This is a genomic window from Thermomonas flagellata, assembly GCF_022419185.1.
GTDB classification, from domain to species: domain Bacteria; phylum Pseudomonadota; class Gammaproteobacteria; order Xanthomonadales; family Xanthomonadaceae; genus Thermomonas; species Thermomonas flagellata.
This window is the reverse complement of record NZ_JAJOZK010000002.1, coordinates 273,848-292,883: the sequence shown is the minus strand read 5'-3', so window position 1 is coordinate 292,883 and position 19,036 is coordinate 273,848. Positions and strand designations below refer to the sequence as shown.

15 protein-coding genes and 1 pseudogene are annotated in these 19,036 nt (G+C 74.2%); 8 read left to right on the top strand and 8 right to left on the bottom strand.

The window, feature by feature from the left end:
* Positions 1–374: 374 nt before the first annotated feature.
* Entirely contained in the window at positions 375–1,586 is a 1,212-nt protein-coding gene (tyrS, locus tag ML340_RS03535; RefSeq protein ID WP_240096725.1) for a tyrosine--tRNA ligase, read from the bottom strand.
* A gap of 171 nt (positions 1,587–1,757) precedes the next feature.
* On the opposite strand from tyrS, the gene ML340_RS03530 reads away from it, so the two are divergent.
* Together ML340_RS03530 and ML340_RS03525 are read left to right on the top strand one after the other, a co-directional pair.
* Positions 1,758–3,200 carry a M23 family metallopeptidase gene (locus ML340_RS03530; RefSeq protein WP_240096688.1) on the top strand — a complete coding sequence of 481 codons (1,443 nt, stop codon included), beginning with the start codon at positions 1,758–1,760 and terminating at the stop codon, positions 3,198–3,200.
* Positions 3,201–3,224: 24 nt separating this feature from the next.
* Entirely contained in the window at positions 3,225–4,343 is a 1,119-nt protein-coding gene (locus tag ML340_RS03525) for an anhydro-N-acetylmuramic acid kinase (protein ID WP_240096686.1), read from the top strand.
* On the opposite strand, the gene ML340_RS03520 is transcribed toward ML340_RS03525, so the two are convergent.
* The 3 genes from ML340_RS03520 to ML340_RS03510 all read right to left on the bottom strand — a co-directional run bounded on the left by ML340_RS03520 (position 4,331) and on the right by ML340_RS03510 (position 6,775).
* Positions 4,331–4,600 carry a hypothetical protein gene (locus ML340_RS03520; protein ID WP_240096684.1) on the bottom strand — a complete coding sequence of 90 codons (270 nt, stop codon included), beginning with the start codon at positions 4,598–4,600 and terminating at the stop codon, positions 4,331–4,333. The two genes, ML340_RS03525 and ML340_RS03520, sit on opposite strands and share 13 nt — an antisense overlap.
* Positions 4,601–4,664: 64 nt before the next feature.
* Positions 4,665–5,960 carry an AmpG family muropeptide MFS transporter gene (locus ML340_RS03515; RefSeq protein ID WP_338064406.1) on the bottom strand — a complete coding sequence of 432 codons (1,296 nt, stop codon included), beginning with the start codon at positions 5,958–5,960 and terminating at the stop codon, positions 4,665–4,667.
* Positions 5,957–6,775 carry an exodeoxyribonuclease III gene (locus tag ML340_RS03510; protein ID WP_240096682.1) on the bottom strand — a complete coding sequence of 273 codons (819 nt, stop codon included), beginning with the start codon at positions 6,773–6,775 and terminating at the stop codon, positions 5,957–5,959. Before ML340_RS03510 ends, ML340_RS03515 begins: the two co-directional genes overlap by 4 nt.
* A 335-nt stretch (positions 6,776–7,110) precedes the next feature.
* Here ML340_RS03510 and pyrE point away from each other — a divergent pair, with 335 nt between their 5' ends.
* Positions 7,111–7,764, top strand: a complete 654-nt coding sequence (pyrE, locus tag ML340_RS03505; RefSeq protein ID WP_240096680.1) for an orotate phosphoribosyltransferase — start codon at positions 7,111–7,113, stop codon at positions 7,762–7,764.
* 18 nt (positions 7,765–7,782) lie between these two features.
* The gene (locus ML340_RS03500; RefSeq protein ID WP_240096678.1) at positions 7,783–8,472 is read left to right on the top strand and encodes a hypothetical protein; all 690 of its coding nucleotides are present in this window, start codon (positions 7,783–7,785) and stop codon (positions 8,470–8,472) included.
* Positions 8,473–8,514: 42 nt separating this feature from the next.
* On the opposite strand, the gene ML340_RS03495 is transcribed toward ML340_RS03500, so the two are convergent.
* The 3 genes and pseudogenes from ML340_RS03495 to coaBC form a co-directional block, all read right to left on the bottom strand.
* A complete protein-coding gene (locus ML340_RS03495; RefSeq protein ID WP_240096676.1) occupies positions 8,515–10,848 on the bottom strand; it encodes a phosphomannomutase/phosphoglucomutase in 2,334 nt (777 codons plus the stop codon).
* A 10-nt stretch (positions 10,849–10,858) separates the two neighbouring features.
* Positions 10,859–11,320 (bottom strand): dUTP diphosphatase, encoded by a 462-nt coding sequence (dut, locus tag ML340_RS03490; RefSeq protein WP_240096674.1) that lies wholly within the window; start codon positions 11,318–11,320, stop codon positions 10,859–10,861.
* Positions 11,317–12,536: pseudogene (gene coaBC / locus ML340_RS03485) on the bottom strand (bifunctional phosphopantothenoylcysteine decarboxylase/phosphopantothenate--cysteine ligase CoaBC). The gene dut and the pseudogene coaBC overlap by 4 nt, the downstream one beginning before the upstream one ends.
* Before the next feature lie 94 nt (positions 12,537–12,630).
* Here coaBC and radC point away from each other — a divergent pair.
* From radC to ML340_RS03465, 4 genes are all read left to right on the top strand, one after another.
* A complete protein-coding gene (gene radC, locus ML340_RS03480; protein WP_240096673.1) occupies positions 12,631–13,305 on the top strand; it encodes a RadC family protein in 675 nt (224 codons plus the stop codon).
* Between the two features lie 61 nt (positions 13,306–13,366).
* On the top strand, positions 13,367–15,055 hold the full coding sequence (argS, locus tag ML340_RS03475; RefSeq protein WP_240096671.1) for an arginine--tRNA ligase: 1,689 nt from the start codon (positions 13,367–13,369) through the stop codon (positions 15,053–15,055).
* Positions 15,055–15,822, top strand: a complete 768-nt coding sequence (locus ML340_RS03470; protein WP_240096669.1) for an SPOR domain-containing protein — start codon at positions 15,055–15,057, stop codon at positions 15,820–15,822. The genes argS and ML340_RS03470 overlap by 1 nt, the downstream gene beginning before the upstream one ends.
* A gap of 458 nt (positions 15,823–16,280) precedes the next feature.
* Positions 16,281–17,042 carry an SDR family NAD(P)-dependent oxidoreductase gene (locus ML340_RS03465; protein WP_240096667.1) on the top strand — a complete coding sequence of 254 codons (762 nt, stop codon included), beginning with the start codon at positions 16,281–16,283 and terminating at the stop codon, positions 17,040–17,042.
* A 32-nt stretch (positions 17,043–17,074) separates the two neighbouring features.
* On the opposite strand, the gene speA is transcribed toward ML340_RS03465, so the two are convergent.
* The gene (gene speA / locus ML340_RS03460; RefSeq protein ID WP_240096665.1) at positions 17,075–18,964 is read right to left on the bottom strand and encodes an arginine decarboxylase; all 1,890 of its coding nucleotides are present in this window, start codon (positions 18,962–18,964) and stop codon (positions 17,075–17,077) included.
* Positions 18,965–19,036 lie beyond the last annotated feature (72 nt).

Here is a 19,036-nt window from a genome sequence, read left to right as displayed (position 1 = left end):
GCTGTACGTGTACTTGCGTACGAATACTTCAAGAATTGAGGTTCTGTTCGAACGTCTGCCATGGACAACCGTCCACTGCCAGACGCCCGCACAAGTCACCTGCGCACACTGTCAAAGATCCGAAAGACCAGCCTCAGCGCCGTCTCCCATCCCCTCAGATCGCTTACCGCCCGAGGGAGCCGCACATCATACAGGGCTTTGCAAGAACGTCAACACCCTAGATGCCGGTTTTTTGCGGCCCGGTGCCGCAGGTCTGCGGCGCCGGGTCGAAAAGAATAGCGCACCCTGCGGCGCCGCAGCAAGCCCTGTTCGCCACCGGCACGGTCGCCATGGCGCCCAGCGGGCGGACGCCGCGCCGGCCGCGAGCGCAAGGCTCAGGCCGTGCGCAGGCGCACGCGCGCGAAGGTGCGCTTGCCGACGGCGAGCACGCCCTCGAAGCCGGGCGCGAACACCCGCGCCGCGTCCTCGAACACCACGCCGTCGATCCGCACCGCGCGCTCCCTGAGCTTGCGGTGGGCCTCGGAGTTGCTGGGCATCAGCCCGGCCGCGACCAGCAGCGCGGCGATCCGCAGCCCCTCGGCCGGCACCACCACCTCCTGCAGCGGCAGGCTGGACAGGTCGCCCTCGCCGCGCACCGCGGCATGCCAGCCGGCGACCGCGCGCTCGGCGGCTTCCGCGCCGTGGAAGCGCGCGGCCAGCTCGCGCGCCAGCCGCAGCTTGACGTCGCGCGGGTTGAGCGCGCCCGCCTCGACCTCGGCGCGCAGCCGGCGCGCTTCGCCGATCCCGATCTCGAAGCTGAGCAGCTCGATCCAGCGCCACATCAGCGCATCGCCGATCTTCATCGCCTTGGTCACGATGTCGATCGCCGGCTCGTTGATGCCGATGTAGTTGCCGAGCGACTTGCTCATCTTGTGCACGCCGTCGAGCCCTTCCAGCAGCGGCATGGTGAGCACCACCTGCGGCGGCTGCCCGTAGTGCTCCTGCAGGCCGCGGCCCATCAGCAGGTTGAACTTCTGGTCGGTGCCGCCGAGCTCGACGTCGGCGTTGAGCGCGACCGAGTCGTAGCCCTGCACCAGCGGATACAGGAACTCGTGGATGGCGATCGGCTGCTGCGCCGCGTAGCGCTTGGCGAAGTCGTCGCGCTCGAGCATGCGCGCCACGGTGTGCTGCGCGGCCAGCCGGATCATGTCGGCCGCGCCCATCTGCCCGAACCACTCGCTGTTGAAGCGCACCTCGGTGCGCGCGCGGTCGAGCACCTTGAACACCTGCTCGGCGTAGGTGCGGGCGTTGGCCTCGACGTCCTCGCGGGTCAGCGGCTTGCGGGTGGCGCTCTTGCCGGTGGGGTCGCCGATCATCCCGGTGAAGTCGCCGATCAGGAAGATCACCTGGTGCCCGAGGTCCTGGAACTGGCGCATCTTGTTGAGCAGCACCGTGTGGCCCAGGTGCAGGTCGGGCGCGGTGGGATCGAAGCCGGCCTTGACCCGCAGCGGGCGGCCGAGCGCCAGGCGCGCCTGCAGCTCCTCGGGCTTGAGGATTTCCTCGCTGCCGCGGGCGATCAGGTCGAGGGCATGGGCGATGTCGGACACGGCGATCTCGCTGGCGGGCACGCCCGGAGCGTGACCGGAGTGTTTGGAAGGGGTTAAGGTAGCGTTAAATCCGCTCGACGAAAAAGTCTTGCGGATTCAATGGGTTGACGCACCCATGGCCGGCCCCTATGGTAGCGCGTTGACGCCATCGTCACGCGAGGCCATCACCCAATGACGGATCCGACGCAGGCTGCGGCGCACGAGGCCGTTCTCCAGCACAACCTCGCCCGCGCCCGTGCCGACGCCGCCCGTGATGCCGCGCAGCCGCCGCTGGCGCGCGCCTTCAACGGCCGCTGGACGCGCCGCCACTGGGCGCATGCCAGCCTGTTCGCCACCATCGGCATGCTGTGCGCCGCGATCGTGCCGGGTTTCTCCGGCGCGCTGGCGCCCGCGCCGGCGCACACCCAGCGCATGGTGCTGGCGCTGCCGCTGCCGCGCCTGAAGGCCGGCGCCGACGACGGCGACCGCTGGCAGTCGGTGACCCTGCGCCCGGGCCAGACCCTGAGCGAGGTGTTCGCCGAACTGGGCATCCCCTACAGCCAGCTGCAGGCGGTGATGCAGCATCCGAAGATCGCGCCGGCCCTGCGCCGGCTGCGCCCGGGCACCCAGCTGAGCTTCAACCTGCCGGCCGACGGCACCGTGCGCGCGATGCGGATCGAGGCCGCCCCCGCGATCGGCGACGACCCGGTCGAGCTGCAGTTCGACGGCAGCGCGGTGCGCGAGCAGGCGCTGCCGCAGGAAGTCACCACCCGCACCGTGGTCCTGACCGGCAAGGTCGGGCGCTCGCTGTTCGCCTCCGCGCGCAAGCTCGGGCTCGGGCGCGAGCAGCTGCGCCAGCTGACCGACGAGATGTTCAAGTACGACATCGACTTCGATTCGGACCTGGACGCCAACGACCGCTTCAGCGTGGTGGTCGACCAGACCTGGAAGAACGGCCAGCTGGTGCACACCGGGCCGGTGCTGGCGGCGACCTTCACCGTGGACGGCCAGCTCAAGAGCGCGTTCCGCTTCGAGCGCGACGGCAAGCCGGAGTACTTCACCGCCGACGGACGCTCGCTGCGGCGCCCGTTCATTCGCATGCCGATCCCGTACGCCCGCGTGACCTCCGGCTTCGGCATGCGCCGGCACCCGGTGCTCGGGCTGATGCGCGGGCACATGGGCATCGACTATGCGGCCGGCACCGGCACCCCGATCATGGCCGCGGGCGACGCGCGGGTGGCGTTCGTCGGGCGCAAGGGCGGCTACGGCAACACCGTGATCCTCGACCACGGCGGCGGGCGCACCACCCTGTACGGGCACATGTCACGCTTCGCCAAGCTGCGGGTCGGCCAGCACGTGGCGCAGGGCACGGTGATCGGCTACGTCGGCAGCACCGGGCTCGCCACCGGGCCGCACTTGCACTACGAATTCCGCCTCAACGGCGTGCACGTCAATCCGCTGAAGATGACCCTGCCACCGCCGGCGCCGCTGTCCGGGCCGGCGCTGGTCGCCTTCAAGCAGGAGACCCGGCGCGCGCTGGAGAAGATCCGCGAGGTCGAGGACGTGGTGTTCCAGCTCGACGACACCCGGGTCGCCGACACCACGCCCGCCGGCCGCCACGGCCGCCGCGGCTGATCCGCCCCGCCACAGGCCATCCCGATGCCGGGCGAGCTGTACCTCGGCCTGATGTCCGGCACCAGCGCGGACGGCATCGACGCGGCGGTGGTGGAGTTCGACGACGGCGCCGACGGCCGCCTGCAGGCGCGGCTGGTCGCGGCCCACACCCGGCCCTGGGATCCGGCGGTGCGCGCGCGCCTGGTCTGGCTGGGCCAGGGCGGCGCGCTGGATTCGCTGGACGAGCTGGGCGAACTCGACGCGCAGGTCGGCGAGGCGTTCGCCGCCGCCGCGCTGGCGGTGCTGGCGCAGGCCGGGCTGCCGCCGGCGGCGATCCGCGCGATCGGCTCGCACGGCCAGACCGTGCGCCACCGCCCGTACGCCGCGCATCCGTTCACCCTGCAGATCGGCGATGCCGGGCGGATCGTGGAACGCACCGGGATCACCACGGTCGCCGACTTCCGCCGCCGCGACCTCGCCGCCGGCGGCCACGGTGCGCCGCTGCTGCCCGCGCTGCACCACGCCCTGCTGCATGCCGCCGAGGAGCCGCGCGCAGTGCTCAACCTGGGCGGCATCGCCAACCTCACCCTGCTGCCTGCGCACGGCCCGGTGCGCGGCTTCGACACCGGCCCGGCGAACGCGCTGATGGACCTGTGGTGCCACGAGCACACCGGCCGCCCCTACGACGAGGCCGGCGCCTGGGGGGCGACCGGGCAGGTCGATCCGGCGCTGCTGGAGCGCCTGCTCGAGGACCCCTGGTTCGCCCAGCCGCCGCCCAAGAGCAGCGGCCGCGAGCACTTCCAGCGCCGCTGGCTGGCCGCGCGCCTGCAGCCCGGCCTGCGCCCGGCGGACGTGCAGGCCACCCTGCGCGCGCTGACCGTGCGCACGGTCGCCGAGGCGCTGCGGCGCGAGCAGCCGGACACCCGCCGCCTGCTGGTGTGCGGCGGCGGCGTGCACAACCCGGTGCTGCTGCAGGCGCTGGCGGAGGCGCTGCCGGAGCTTGCGGTGCAGTCCACCGCCGCGTTCGGGCTGGACCCGGACCACGTGGAGGCGATGGGCTTCGCCTGGCTGGCGCGGCAGACCCTGCGCGGCGCGCCCGGCAACCTCGCCAGCGTGACCGGCGCCGCCGGCCCGCGCGTGCTGGGCGCGGTCTACCCGGCCTGAGGCGGGATCCCCGGCAGGCGCCCGATCAGGCCGAAGCCGGGGTCGTCGGGCACCTGCTGCAGGGCGCTGATCGCGCGCCGCAGGGCATCCTCCTCCTCCGCATCCAGACGCCGGCGCAGCGCGTCCTCGCAGGCGCGCAGGCCCTGCTCCAGCACCTCCACCAGCACCGCGTGGGTGGTGATGCCCTGGGCCTCGGCCAGCCGCCGCAGGCGGCCGGCCAGCTCCGGGGACAGATCGCGCAGCACCAGGTCGGTCATCGGGCCTCCTGCGGGACGCGGCAGCAAGGGGATTGTGTACCCGCGCGCCGGGGCGCCGGCAAGGTCATCCATCGGCGTGCGCGGCGCGGCCGTCGCCGCCGAGGTCCAGCCGCGGCAGCACCCGGAAGAACAGCAGCATCGCCGGCACCCCGGCCAGCGCGGTGATCCAGAAGTAGGTGCCGTAGCCGGTGACGGTCACGATCGCGCCGGACACCGCGCCCAAGAGCTTGCCCGGCAGCATCACCAGCGAGGAGAACAGCGCGTACTGGGTGGCGGTGAAGCGCTGGTTGACCAATGCCGACAGGAACGCGACCAGGGTGGTGCCCTGGAAGCCCTGGGCGAGGTTCTCGCCGGAGATCACCACGGTCAACCGCAGCAGGTCGCCGTGCGCGCCGACCAGCCAGACGTACAGCAGGTTGCTGGCCGCGCCCAGCACCAACCCGGCCAACAGCGGCCCGCGGATGCCCCAGCGCGCCACCGCGACGCCGCCGAGGAACACCCCGCCGATCCCGACCCAGATGCCGTAGACCTTGCTGATCGCCGCGATCTGGGTCTTGCTGTAGCCCTGGTCGAGGTAGAACGGGGCGAGGATGCCACCGCCGAGCGACTGGTCGGAGACCTTGGCCAGCAGGATGAAGGCCAGCACCGCCAGCGCCAGCGCGCCGCCGAAGCGCCGGAAGAAGTCCGCGAACGGCTCCACCACGCCCTCGCGCAGGCCGGCGCGCCAGCCGGCCGCGCGCACCCGCGCCACCGCCGGTTCGCGCGCCAGCAGCACCGCCGCGACCGGCACCAGCATCAGCGCCGCCATCAGCCGGTACACGCTGCTCCAGTCGATGTGGTCGGCCAGCACCAGCGCCAGCGCGCCGGTCATGATCAGCGCGATCCGGTAGCCCAGCGAGTAGGTGGCGACCAGCGCGCCCTGCGCCTCGGCCGGGGCGATCTCCACCCGGTAGGCGTCCACCGCGATGTCCAGGGTCGCGCCCGCGAACGCGACCGCCACCGTCACCCACACGAAGCCGGCCAGCCGCAGCGGAGTCAGCTGCGCCATCACCAGCAGCCCGGCGATCACCGCCGCCATCGCCAGCAGCAGCCAGCCGCGGCGCTGCCCGAACCGCCCCAGCAGCGGCAGCCGCCAGCGGTCGACCAGCGGCGCCCACAGGAACTTCAGGGTGTAGGCGAGGCCGGCGCTGGCGATCAGGGTGATCTCCTTCAGCTCGATCCCGCGCTCCTTGAGCCAGTAGGCCAGGGTGCCGGCGACCAGCAGGAACGGCAGCCCGGAGGCGAAGCCGAAGAAGAACATCGTCCACGCCGCCGGCTGTGCGAACGCCTGCCACACCCGCGGGCGCGCCGCGCGGCTCATCGCGCGTGCCCCGGGGCGCCGTAGTCGACCAGCACCGGCGCATGGTCGGAGAACTTCGGCTCCGGGAAGATCGCCGCGGCGCGGATGCCGGCGGCGATCCCCGGCGTGCACAGCTGGTAGTCGATCCGCCAGCCCACGTTGTTGGCGCGCGCGGCGCCGCGCTGCGACCACCACGAATACTCCACCGCCTCGCCGCGCGCGACCCGGAACGCGTCCTTCCAGCCGTACGCCGGCGGCGGGGTGAGGCCGTCGCCGTAGGGATCGGCGATCAGCGCATTGAGCCAGGCGCGCTCGTGCGGCAGGCAGCCGGAGTTCTTCTGGTTGCCGCTCCAGTTCTTGATGTCGCGGCGCGAGCGCACGATGTTCCAGTCGCCGCACAGCACGTACTGGCGGCCGCTGGCCAGCCAGCCGTCGAGGATCGGCCGCAGCCAAGCCATCACCCGTTCCTTGAACGCCTGCCGCTCCGGCCCCGAGCTGCCCGAGGGCAGGTACAGGCTGACCACGCTGAGCGCACCGAAGCGCAGCTCGAGGTAGCGGCCCTCGTCGTCGAACGCGTCCCAGCCGAGGCGGTCGCGGACCGCGTCGGGCGCGTGCCGGCTGTAGATCGCCACCCCGCTGTAGCCCTTGCGCGTGGTCGCGTCCTTGAACCAGGCGCGGTAGCCGGCCGGGCGCAGCGCCGGCACGTCCAGCTGGTGTTCCTGGGCCTTGGTCTCCTGCACGCACAGCACGTCCACGTCCTGCGCGGCGAACCAGTCGAAGAAGCCCTTGCTCGCCGCCGAGCGCAGGCCATTGGCGTTGAAGGTGAGGATGCGCATGCGCGTCCGCCGGCCGCAAAGCGGCGAGGGTAGCCGAACCCCGCCGCCGCCGCACCCGCCATCGCCGCACCCGCCATCGCCGCACCCGCCATCGCCGCACCCGCCATCGCCGCACCCGCCATCGCCGCACCCGCCATCGCCGCACCCGCCATCGCCGCACCCGCCATCGCCGCACCCGCCATCGCTGCTCCCGCCATCGCTGCTCCCGCCATCGCTGCTCCCGCCATCGCTGCTCCCGCCATCGCTGCTCCCGCCATCGCTGCTCCCGCCATCGCTGCTCCCGCCATCGCTGCTCCCGCCGCAGCGGATCACCTGCGGCATGGGACAATCCCGGCATGACCGAGGACCACCGCACCCGCTTCCTGCGCCTGGCGCTCGCCGCCGGGGCCCTGCGCTTCGGCGAGTTCACCCTGAAGTCCGGGCGGCGCAGCCCGTACTTCTTCAACGCCGGGCGGTTCGACTCCGGCGCCGCGCTGGCGGCGCTGGCGGCCTGCTACGCCGACGCGGTGGACGCCGCCGGGCTCGAGTTCGACCTGCTGTTCGGCCCGGCCTACAAGGGCATCCCGCTGGCCACCGCGCTGGCCTGCGAATACGCCCGCCGCGGGCGCGACCTGCCGCTGGCGTTCAACCGCAAGGAGGCCAAGGACCACGGCGAGGGCGGGCACCTGATCGGCGCCCCGCTGGGCGGGCGCCGGGTGCTGCTGGTGGACGACGTGATCACCGCCGGCACCGCGGTGCGCGAGGCGCTGGCGCTGCTGCGCGAGGCCGGCGCCACCGCGGCCGGGATCGTGGTCGCGCTCGACCGCCAGGAGCGCCTGCACGAGGCGGACGGCGAATCCGCGGCGGCCGCGCTGCGCCGCGAGTACGGCCTGCCGGTGCTGGCGGTGGCCGGGCTCGACGACCTGCTTGCGTTCGCCGGGCAAAGCGCGGAACTTGTGGCGCACCGCGACGCCCTGCGCGCCTACCGCGCGCGCCACGGCAGCGCCTGATCCCGCCGGAGAGCCCGCATGCGTGCCGCCCCTCGCCTCCTGCCGCCGTCCCTGCTGGTCGCCGCCGGCCTGCTGGCCGCCGGCATGGCCGGCGCCACCCCGCAGTCCTCGCCCGCACAGAAGAAGATCTACTGCTGGGACGAGGGCGGGCGCCGGGTGTGCGGCGACGCCCTGCCGGCCGAGGCCGCCGACCGCGCGCGCACCGAGATCAACCCGAAGAGCGGGCTGGCGACCGCGCGCATCGGGCGCGCGCTGACCCCCGAGGAGCGGCTGGCCGCGCAGCAGGCCGAGGAGGCCGCGCGCCGCCAGCAGGAGGCGCTGGCGCAGGCCAAGCGCCGCGACCTGGCGATGGTGGAGTCGTACCAGACCGAGGCCGACCTGCGGCGCGCCTTCGGCGAGCGCATCGCGCTGGTGGACGAGGCGATCAAGACCAGCCGGCTGGGCGTGGCCAACCTGCGCAACAGCCTGAGCAGCCTGCTGCGCCAGGCCGGCGACCGCGAGCTGGGCAGCGAGCCGGTGCCCAAGGGGCTGGCCGACGCGATCCAGTCGCGCCACGGCGAACTGCTGCTGCAGCAGCGCATCCTCGCCGACCAGGAACGCGAGCGCGCGAGCCTGGACGCCGAGCTGAACGACGCGCTCGCCCGCTACCGCGCGATGAAGGCCGGCCAGCCGGTCGCGCCGGCGGCCACCGCCAACGTCACCCCCTGAGCCTGCGCCAGCGCCCGGTCCGCGCGCGCGACCGCGCCGGGTTCAGAACGGCAGCGCCAGCCCCGGATCCAGCGCCAGCAACTGGGCGCGGAAGGCCTCCTGGATGCGCGCCATCGCCGCCGGGCTGTCGGCGTCGAAGCGCATCACCACCACCGGGGTGGTATTGGAGGCGCGCACCAGGCCCCAGCCGTCCGGCCAGTCCACGCGCACGCCGTCGATGGTGGTGATGCGCGCGCCCTCGAAGCGCGCCTGCGCGCGGAAGCGCTCCACGAACGCATGCGGGTCGGCATCCGGCGCCGGCAGCTTCAGCTCCGGGGTGGACACCCCCGACAGCACCGACTCCAGCAGCGCGGTCGCCGGCTGGTCCGCGGCGTCCACGATCTCCAGCAGGCGCGCGGCGGCATAGAGCCCGTCGTCGAAGCCGTACCAGCGTTCGCCGAAGAAGAAATGGCCGCTCATCTCGCCGGCGAGGGCCGCCTCGGTCTCGCGCATCTTGGCCTTGATCAGCGAGTGCCCGGTCTTCCACATCAGCGGGCTGCCGCCGTGGCGCAGGATGTGCCCGGCCAGCTGGCCGCTGCACTTGACGTCGTAGATCACGGTCGCCCCCGGGTTGCGCTGCAGCACGTCGGCCGCGAACAGCATCAGCAGGCGGTCGGGGTAGATCACCTTGCCGCTCGCGGTGACCACGCCGAGGCGGTCGCCGTCGCCGTCGAACGCGATCCCGAGGTCGGCCTGCAGGCGCTGCACGATCTGCACCAGCGCCTCCAGGTTGCGCGGGTCGCCGGGGTCGGGATGGTGGTTGGGGAAGTCGCCGTCGATGTCGCAGTACAGCCGCTCGACCTCGGCGCCGATCGCCTCCAGCACGCGCGGGCCGAGTTCGCCGGCGGCGCCGTTGCCCGCGTCCACCACCACCTTCAGGCGGCGCCCGAGCTGGATGTCGCCGGCGATCCGCGCCACGTAGTCCTCGCCGATGTCGCGCTGCTCCAGCCCGCCCGGGTGCGACGCGGTGTACAGGCGGTCCTCGGCGATGCGCGCGTGCAGGTCGGCGATCGCGTCGCCGGACAGGGTCTCGGCACCGACCACGATCTTGAAGCCATTGTAGTCCGGCGGATTGTGGCTGCCGGTGACCGCCACCCCGCAGCCGGTGCGCAGGTGGTAGGTGCCGAAGTAGACCACCGGGGTCGGCACCAGGCCGATGTCGACCACGTTGCGCCCGGCCTTGCGCAGGCCGGCGATCAGCGCCTCGGCCAGCATCGGCCCGGAGTGGCGGCCGTCGCGGCCGACCACGATCTCGTCCAGGCCCTGTTCGTGCATCAGGCTGCCGATCGCCTGCCCGATCAGTTCGGCCACCCCGGCGTCCAGGGTCTGCCCGACCACCCCGCGGATGTCGTAGGCGCGGAAGATGCCGCGGTCGATCGCCACCGCGGCGGTCGGCGCGGCCGCGGCGGGCGCCGCCACCGGCGCGGGCTTGGGCGCGGCCGCCGGCGCCGGGGCCGGCTGCTGGGCCTGCAGTTCGGCCAGGGTCGGCGCGGGCGGGCCGGCCTCGCCGCCGGCCTGCAGCAGGCGCGGACGCACCACCAGCCACAGCATCAGCGCCAGCCCGACCAGCACTCCGCCGGCGACCAGCGCCGCCCCGCCCGGCAGGTCGAACGGGGTGTGCGCCACGTCCGGCGCGGCCGCGGCAATGCGCAGATCGGTCCCCGGCACCGGGGTGCCGAGCGCCTCGGCGGCATCCGCGCGCGCGTCCTCGCCGCGCGCGACCACGCTGCGCCCGCCCTGGCGCAGGGCCAGATAGGTGTGCTCCGGCAGCGCCACCGCGGTCACCGCATCGGCGATCCGCCCCAGCGGCAGCTCGACGTAGGCCAGCACGGGAGGATCGGCATCCGCGACCGGCGCGGCCAGTGCCAGCCAGTCGCGGCCATCGTGGCGCACCGCGCGCGCCACCGGCTTGCCGGCCGCCAGCGCCGCCTCCGCCACCGCCAGCCGGCCGTAGCCGGTGCGCGGCAGGCCGGCGTACTGCGCATCCAGGTCCTGCGGCCAGACCTCCGCCTGGCGCGCCTCCGGCCAGCCCTGGCGGAGCGCCTGCGCGGCCGCGGCCGGATCCCCGGCCTGCAGCGCGGCGCGCACCGCCGGGCTGGCCAGCAGCGCCTGCAGCTTGCCGGTGTCGGCCGCCAGCGCGCGCTGGACGCCGGAGGCGGCCTCGTCGCGCGCCAGGGTGAGGGTGTCCACCCGCGCCTGGTCCCACCAGCGCAGGCCGCCGCTGACCGCCATCCACAGCCCCAGCCCCAGCAGCAGCAGCGCCAGCCACGGCAGCGCGCGCAGCGACTGCTCGCGGCCGAGCCGGATCGGAAGCCCGCGCTTGTCTTGCTCGTCCATGCGCTCCCCTTCAGCGCAGCCCGGTATGGCCGAAGCCCCCGGCGCCGCGCGCCGTTGCGTCGAAAGTATCCACCACCTGCAGCATCGCGCGCACGACCGGCAGCAGCACCAGCTGCGCGATGCGGTCGCCCGGCATCACGGTGTACGGCATCCGCCCGCGGTTCCAGACGCTGATCAGCAGCGGGCCCTGGTAGTCGGCGTCGATCAGGCCGGTGCCGTTGCCGAGCACGATCCCGTGTTTGTGCCCGAGCCCGGAGCGCGGCAGGATCACCGCGCACAGCCCGGGATCGGCGATGTGGATGGCCAGCCCGCTGGGGACCAGCGCGGCATCCCCGGGCGCGAGCCGCAGCGGCGCCTCCAGCGCGGCGCGCAGGTCGAGGCCGGCGCTGTGCGCGGTGGCATAGGCCGGCAGATCCCATTCCGCGCCGAAGCGCGGATCGAGCAGCTTGACCTGCAACTGGTGCGGGCTCATGCCAGCCGCTCCGCGAACAGCCGCACCAGCTGCGCGGCCAGCACCGCCTTCGGCGCCGGCCCGAGCGCCTGCGCCGTGCCGGCGCGGTCGAGCACCAGCAGCGCGTTGTCGTCGCTCTCGAAGCCCTGCGCGCCGGGGCCGACCCGGTTCGCGCACACCAGATCCACGCCCTTGCGCTCCAGCTTGGCGCGCGCGTAGGCGGCCACGTCGTGGGTCTCGGCGGCGAAGCCGACCACCAGCCGCGGCCGCTGCGGGTGCGCGGCGACCGCGGCCAGGATGTCGGCGGTGCGCACCAGCTCCAGCACCAGCCCGTCCTGGCCGGGCGCCTTCTTGAGCTTCTCGCGCGCGACCGTGCGCGGGGTGAAGTCGGCCACCGCGGCGGCCCCGACATAGACGTCGCAGGGCAGCGCCTGCAGCACCGCGGCGTGCATCTGCGCGGCGCTGCGCACGTCGGTGCGCGCCACCCCGGGCGGGGTGGGCAGCTGCACCGGGCCGGCCACCAGCTGCACCTGGGCGCCGGCGGCCTGCGCGGCGGCGGCGATCGCAAACCCCATCTTGCCGCTGCTGCGGTTGCCGAGGAAGCGCACCGGGTCGATGTCCTCGTAGGTGGGGCCGGCGCTGACCAGCACCCGCCGCCCGGCGAGCAGGCCGCTCATGCCGCCACCTGCGCCAGCGCGGCCACGATCGCCTCCGGCGCGGCCATCCGTCCGGGGCCGGATTCGCCCTCGGCCAGCGGGCCGTCGTCCGGGCCGACCAGGCGCGCGCCGCGCGCCTGCAGGGTGGCCACGTTGGCCTGGGTGGCCGGGTGCCGCCACATCCGGTGGTTCATCGCCGGCGCCAGCAGCAGCGGCGCCTCGCTGGCCAGGCACAGGGTGCTGACCAGATCGTCGGCCAGCCCGTGCGCCAGCCTCGCCAGCGTGTTCGCAGTGGCCGGGGCGACCACGAGCTGCTGCGCCCAGCGCGCCAGCTCCAGATGGCCCATCGCGGCCTCCGCGGCGGCGTCCCACAGCGTGGTGCGCACCGGCCGGTGCGAGAGCGCCTGGAAGGTCTGCGCCGCGACGAAGCGCTGCGCGTTCTCGGTCATCGCCACCTGCACCTCGGCGCCGGCCTCGCGCAGCCGGCGCACCAGCTCGGCGCTGCGGTAGGCGGCGATCCCGCCGCACACGCACAGCAGCACGCGGCGATCGCGCAAGGGGCCGGACGCGGCGGCGGACATCGGGGTTCCCTGACTGACGGCTCGGGCCGCAGCTTACCCGATGCGCCCGCCGCTTCCGATCCTGCCGATGCGCGCGCGGGGCGATGCTGGCGGCATGTCGATCCGCACCTGGCCCTGCGAGGAACGCCCGCGCGAGAAGCTGCTCGCGCGCGGCGCCGGCGCGCTCTCGGACGCCGAGCTGCTGGCCGTGCTGCTCGGCTCCGGCAGCGGCGGGCGCGACGCGGTGGCCTGCGCGCGCACGCTGCTGGCGGCGCAGGGCGGGCTGCGCGGGCTGCTGGACCGCCCGCCGCGGGCCCTGACGTCACTGCCGGGGCTGGGGCCGGCGCGCGCCTGCGCACTGGCGGCGGCGCTCGAGCTCGGCCAGCGCCACCTCGCCGCCGGCTTGGCGCGCGGCGAACTGCTGGCGGATCCGGCCGCGGCCGGGCGCTACTTCGCGCAGCGCCTGCGCGCGCGCGAGCGCGAGGTGTTCGCCCTGCTCTACCTCGACACCCGCCACCGCGCGCTCGGCTTCGAGGAGCTGTTCCACGGCGGCCTCGACGGCGCCGAGGTGCACCCGCGGGTGGTCGTGCAGCGCGCGCTGGCGCACGGCGCGGCGGCGGTGATCGCCGGCCACAACCACCCGAGCGGGAACCCGGAGCCGAGCGCCGCCGACCACGCGCTCACCCGGCGCCTGGCGCAGGCGCTGGCGCTGGTGGACATCCGCCTGCTCGACCACCTGGTGATCGGCGACGGCCCGCCGGTGTCGCTGGCGGCGCGCGGCCTGCTGTGACGGCCGCGGCGGGCGGCTCGCGTACAATGCGCGTCCGTCGAACCGCCGTCGTCCGCGTCCCGTGAAAGCCCCGCTGCGCGCCCTGATCGACCAGGGCCTGACCGCCCTGCGTTCCGCCGGCACCCTGCCGGCCGACCTACCCACGCCGGAGTACGTGGTCGAACGCCCGAAGGAGCGCGCGCACGGCGACTTCTCGACCAACGTCGCCATGCTGCTGGCCAAGGCCGCGCGCAGCAACCCGCGCGCGCTGGCGCAGGCACTGCTGGACGCGCTGCCGCCCTCGGACCTGGTCGCGCGCGCCGAAATCGCCGGCCCCGGCTTCATCAACTTCCACCTGAGCGCCGCCGCCTGGCAGCAGCAGGTGCGCCAGATCCACGCCGAGGCCGACCGCTACGGCCACAACACGAGCGGCGGCGGCAGGACGGTGGGCGTGGAATACGTCTCCGCCAACCCGACCGGCCCGCTGCACGTCGGCCACGGCCGCGCCGGCGCGATCGGCGACTGCATCGCGCGGGTGCTGGCCGCCAACGGCTGGGACGTCCGGCGCGAGTTCTACTACAACGACGCCGGGGTGCAGATCGAGAACCTGGCGCGTTCGGTGCAGGCGCGCGCCAAGGGCGTGAAGCCTGGCGACGCCGGCTGGCCGGCGGAGGCCTACAACGGCGACTACATCGCCGAGGTCGCGGCCGCCTACCTGCGCGGCGAGCGCGTGGAGGTGGACGGCCACGTGGTCGTCGCCCAGGCGGACGCCGACGACCTCGACGCCATCCGCCGGTTCGCGGTGGCCTGGCTGCGGCGCGAGCAGAACGCGGATCTGGCCGCGTTCGGGGTCGCGTTCGACGTGTATTTCCTGGAGTCCTCGCTGTACGCCGACGGCAAGGTGGAGGAGACCGTGCGGCGCCTGGTCGCCAACGGCCACACCTACGAGGAGGGCGGCGCACTGTGGTTGCGCACCACCGACTTCGGCGACGACAAGGACCGCGTCATGCGCAAGTCCGACGGCAGCTACACCTACTTCGTGCCGGACGTGGCCTACCACCTGTCCAAGTGGCAGCGCGGCTACGTGCGCGCGGTCACCGAGCTCGGCGCCGACCACCACGGCTCGCTGGCGCGCGTGCGCGCCGGGCTGCAGGCGCTGGACTGCGGCATCCCGCCGGGCTACCCGGACTACGTGCTGCACCAGATGGTCACGGTGATGCGCGGCGGCGAGGAGGTGAAGCTCTCCAAGCGCGCAGGCAGCTACCTGACCCTGCGTGACCTGATCGACGAAGTGGGGCGCGATGCCACCCGCTGGTTCCTGGTCGCGCGCAAGCCGGATTCGCAGCTGGTGTTCGACATCGACCTGGCGCGCGCGCAGAGCAACGACAACCCGGTCTACTACGTGCAGTACGCGCATGCGCGCATCTGCAGCCTGCTGCGCCAGGCCGAGGAGAAGGGGCTGGCGCACGATCCCGCGCGCGGGCAGGCCGCGCTCGCCCGCCTGGACGACACCCCCGCGCTGGAGCTGCTGCGCGCGCTGTCGCGCTTCCCCGAGGTGGTGGAGGCGGCCGGCGCGACGCTCGAGCCGCACCTGGTGGCGCAGTACCTGCGCGAGCTGGCGCAGGCCTTCCACGGCTGGTACCACCAAAGCCCGGTGCTGGTGGACGACGCCGACCTGCGCGACGCGCGTCTGGCGCTGGCGCTGGCCACCCGCCAGGTGCTGGCCAATGGCCTCGACCTGCTGGGCGTGTCCGCCCCGGAGCGCATGTGATGGCGGCGCGGCGCGGCAAATCGCAGGCGCGCCGGCACGGCAGCGGCGGCCTGCCCGGCTGGGCCTGGCTGCTGCTGGGCGTGCTGATCGCCCTGCTGGCGGTGCTGCTGGTGCCGCGCTGGCTGAAGTCCGGCGGCGGCGACGGCTTCTTCCGCCCGACCCCGACCCCGAACCCGGACGCGCGCCCGGCCGCGCCGAGCGCGGAGGGCGAGGCGATCGCCCCCGACGTCGCCCCGGCAGCCGCGCCGGAGAAGCCCAAGGCGCCGCAGTTCGACTTCTACACCCTGCTGCCGGGGCAGGAAGTGGCGATGAGCGATGCCGAGCTGGCCGCCAGCGCCAAGGCCGAGGCCGCCGCGCAGGCGCGCGCCGCGCGCGAGGCCGCCGCCGCGGCCCAGGCCGCCGGCCAGGCCGCGCTGCCGGCCCCGCTGGAGGACGCGGCCGCCAGCCCGGCAGCGGGCACCGCCACGACCGCCGCGCCGGCACCGGCGTCCGCGCCCGCCAGCACCCCCACCCCGGCGGCCAGCGCACCCGCGCCGGCCCGCTACCTGCTGCAGGCCGGCGCCTACGGCGCCTCCGGCGATGCCGAGGCGATCAAGGCCAAGATCGCCCTGCTCGGCCTGAACGCCCGGGTGGAATCCGCGCAGATCGGCGGCAAGACCGTCTACCGCGTGCGCCTGGGGCCGTACGGCAGCGCCGCCGAACTGGCCGAGGCCAAGGCCAAGCTCGCCGACGGCGGGCTGCCGGCGATCGCGGTCAAGACCCAGTAGGCGCCGCGCCGGTCGCAGCGCCTGCGCCAGCCGCCGCGCCGGCTGGCGGCGCGGAGGGCGCGATGGCGATCGAGGCGGCGCTGATCAAACCGGCGCTGGCGGCCGTGCTCGCGCTGCTGCGCCGCGGCCGCGAGGCGCGCCTGCGGCGCCATGCCGAGGCAGCGGTGCGCGAGGCCATCCGCGAATGCTGGCCGACCCCGACCACAACCGGGTGCAGGCCAAGATCGCGATCGCCCGCGCGGCCGGCCTGCTGTCCGCCGACGTGCTGCTGGCCGAGGCGATGCTGCGCAAGCACTGCCGCAACCCTGCAGCACGGCGCACGCACGCCGCCGCCCCGACGCGGCGACCGCACCGGAGCCGCCCGCGCCCCGCCGCCGTTCGCCCGGGGCCTGGGCGCACCGCGGCGATCCGCCTGTGCTGCGCTCCGCCGCGGGCGCTGCCTTGCCTACAATCGCGCGATGGACACCCCCGCCCCGCGCACCGCCCTGGTCACCGGCGCCACCGCCGGCTTCGGCCTCGCCATCGCCCGCCGCCTGCATGCCGCCGGCTGGCAGGTCATCGCCACCGGCCGCCGCCGCGAACGCCTCGACGCGCTGCAAACAGAACTGGGCGAGCGCCTGCACCCGGCCTGCTTCGACATCCGCGACGCCGACGCGCAGCGCGCCGCGCTCGAAGCGCTGCCGGCCGGCTTCCGCGACATCGACCTGCTGGTGAACAACGCCGGCCTCGCGCTCGGGACCCGGCCCGCGCAGGAGGCCCAACTGGCGGACTGGACGACCATGATCGCGACCAACGTCACCGCGCTGGCGACCCTCACCCACGCCCTGCTGCCGACCATGATCCGCCGCCGCGGCGCGATCGTGAACATCAGCTCGGTCGCCGGCCACTACCCCTACCCCGGCGGCAACGTATACGGCGGCACCAAGGCCTTCGTCAGTCAGTTTTCGCTCGGGTTGCGCTCCGACCTGCACGGCACCGGCGTGCGCGTGACCAGCATCGAGCCGGGCATGGCCGAGACCGAGTTCACCCTCGTGCGCACCCATGGCGACCAGGCCGCCTCCGACCGCCTGTACGCCGGCGCGCATCCGCTCCGCGCCGACGACATCGCCGAGGCGGTGCACTGGATCGCGCACCTGCCCGCGCACGTCAACATCAACCGGCTCGAGCTGATGCCCACCACCCAGTCGTTCGCCGGGTTCCAGGTCGCGCGCGAGGGCTGACCCGGCGCCGGGGCCGCGCGCGGCCCCGGTGGTCAGGCCAGCGGTTCGTCGCTGAGGTAGGTGTAGGCGGTCAGGCCGCGCTCGAGGGCTTCGTTCAGGCGCTCGGCCTCGGGCTTGCTGAGGTCGGCGGCGCCGACCAGGGCGCGGTAGCGGCGGCGCAGGTCGTCGAGCTTGTAGCCGACGTAGTCGAGCATCACGTCGGTGGTGTCGCCGCGGCGCTGCTGCGCCAGCCGGTAGCCGTCGCCGTCCAGGCGCACCTCGATCGCGTCGGTGTCGCCGAACAGGTTGTGGATGTCGCCCAGGATCTCCTGGTAGGCGCCGACCAGGAAGAAGCCGATGCGGTAGCGCTCGCCGGGGCGCAGGGCGTGCAGCGGCAGCGCGCTGTCGAGGTCCTCGTTCTCGACGTAGGTGTCGATCCGGCCGTCGGAGTCGCAGGTGAGGTCGGCGATCACCCCGCGCCGGGTCGGGGCCTCGTCCAGGCGCTCGATCGGCGCGATCGGGAACACCTGGTCGATCGCCCACACGTCCGGCACCGACTCGAACACGCTGAAGTTGACGAAGTACTTGTCCACCAGCCGCTGGTTGAGCTCGTCCAGCAGGTCGCGGTGGCTCTTCTCGTCGTAGCGCAGGCGCGCCTTGACCGCGTGCGCGATGGCGTAGAACAGGTCGTCGATGCGCGCGCGCTGGACCAGGTCGATCTGGCCGAGCGCGAACAGGGCCTGGCCCTCGCTATGGGCCTGCGCGGCGTCGTGGAAGATCTCGGTCGGCGGGCGCTGGCCGAGCTCGGCGTGCAGCTCGCGCAGCTGGCGCACCGGGTGCGACTCGTCGGGGTTGTGCGGCGGCACCCGTCCCTCCGGCGCGCGCTCGACCTCGCTGACGTTGGCCACCAGCACCGCGTGGTGCGCGGTCATCGCGCGCCCGCATTCGGTCACGATCCGCGGCGGCGCCAGCGCGTGCGCGGCGCAGGCCTCGGCCAGCGGCTGCACGATGCTGGAGGCGTAGTGCGCGAGGTTGTAGTTGACCGAATTGTAGGAGCGCGAGCGGGTGCCCTCGTAGTCGATGCCGAGGCCGCCGCCGACGTCCATGTAGCGGATCGGCGCGCCCAGGCGCGAGAGCTCGACGAAGTAGCGGGTGGCCTCGCGCATGCCGTTGGCGATGTCGCGCACGTTGCTGATCTGGCTGCCCATGTGAAAGTGCAGCAGCTGCAGGCAGTCGCCGAGGCCGGCGTCGCGCAGGTGCTTCCAGGTGTCCAGCAGCTGGCGCGGGGTCAGCCCGAACTTGGCCTTGTCGCCGCCGCTGTTCTGCCACTTGCCGGCCCCCAGCGAGGCCAGCCGCATGCGCACGCCGAGCGCGGGCTGGACCCCGAGCGCGGCGGCCTCCTCCAGCACCAGGCGCAGCTCGGAGGGCTTCTCGATCACGATGAAGGTGGCCAGCCCCAGCTTGCGCCCGATCAGCGCCAGGCGGATGTACTCGCGGTCCTTGTAGCCGTTGCACACCACCATCCCGCCCGGGCGCGAGAGCGCCAGCACCGCCATCAGCTCCGGCTTGCTGCCGGCCTCCAGGCCGAAGCCCTCGCCCTGCTGCGCGGCCAGGGTGCCGGCCACGCCGGCGTGCTGGTTGACCTTGATCGGGTACACCGCGGTGTAGCCGCCGGCGTAGTCCCAGTCCTGCTGCGCCTGCGCGAACGCGGCCTGCAGCCGGCGCAGGCGGTCCACCAGGATGTCCGGGAAGCGCACCAGCAGCGGCAGCTTGGCGCCGGACTTCATCGCCGCGTCCACCACTTCCGGCAGCGCCACCTGCGGGCCGTCCGCGCCGCGCGGGCGCACCGCGATGCGGCCGGCCGGATCGACGTCGAAATAGCCGTCCGCCCAGTGCGGGATCGAATAGGTCTTGCGGGCGTGGTCGGGCGACCAGGAGGACATGGCGGCGGCGCCTGCGGCGTGGGGGAGGCGCATTGTAGGGCCTGCCCGCGGCGCGGTCGTGGCCGCCATCGC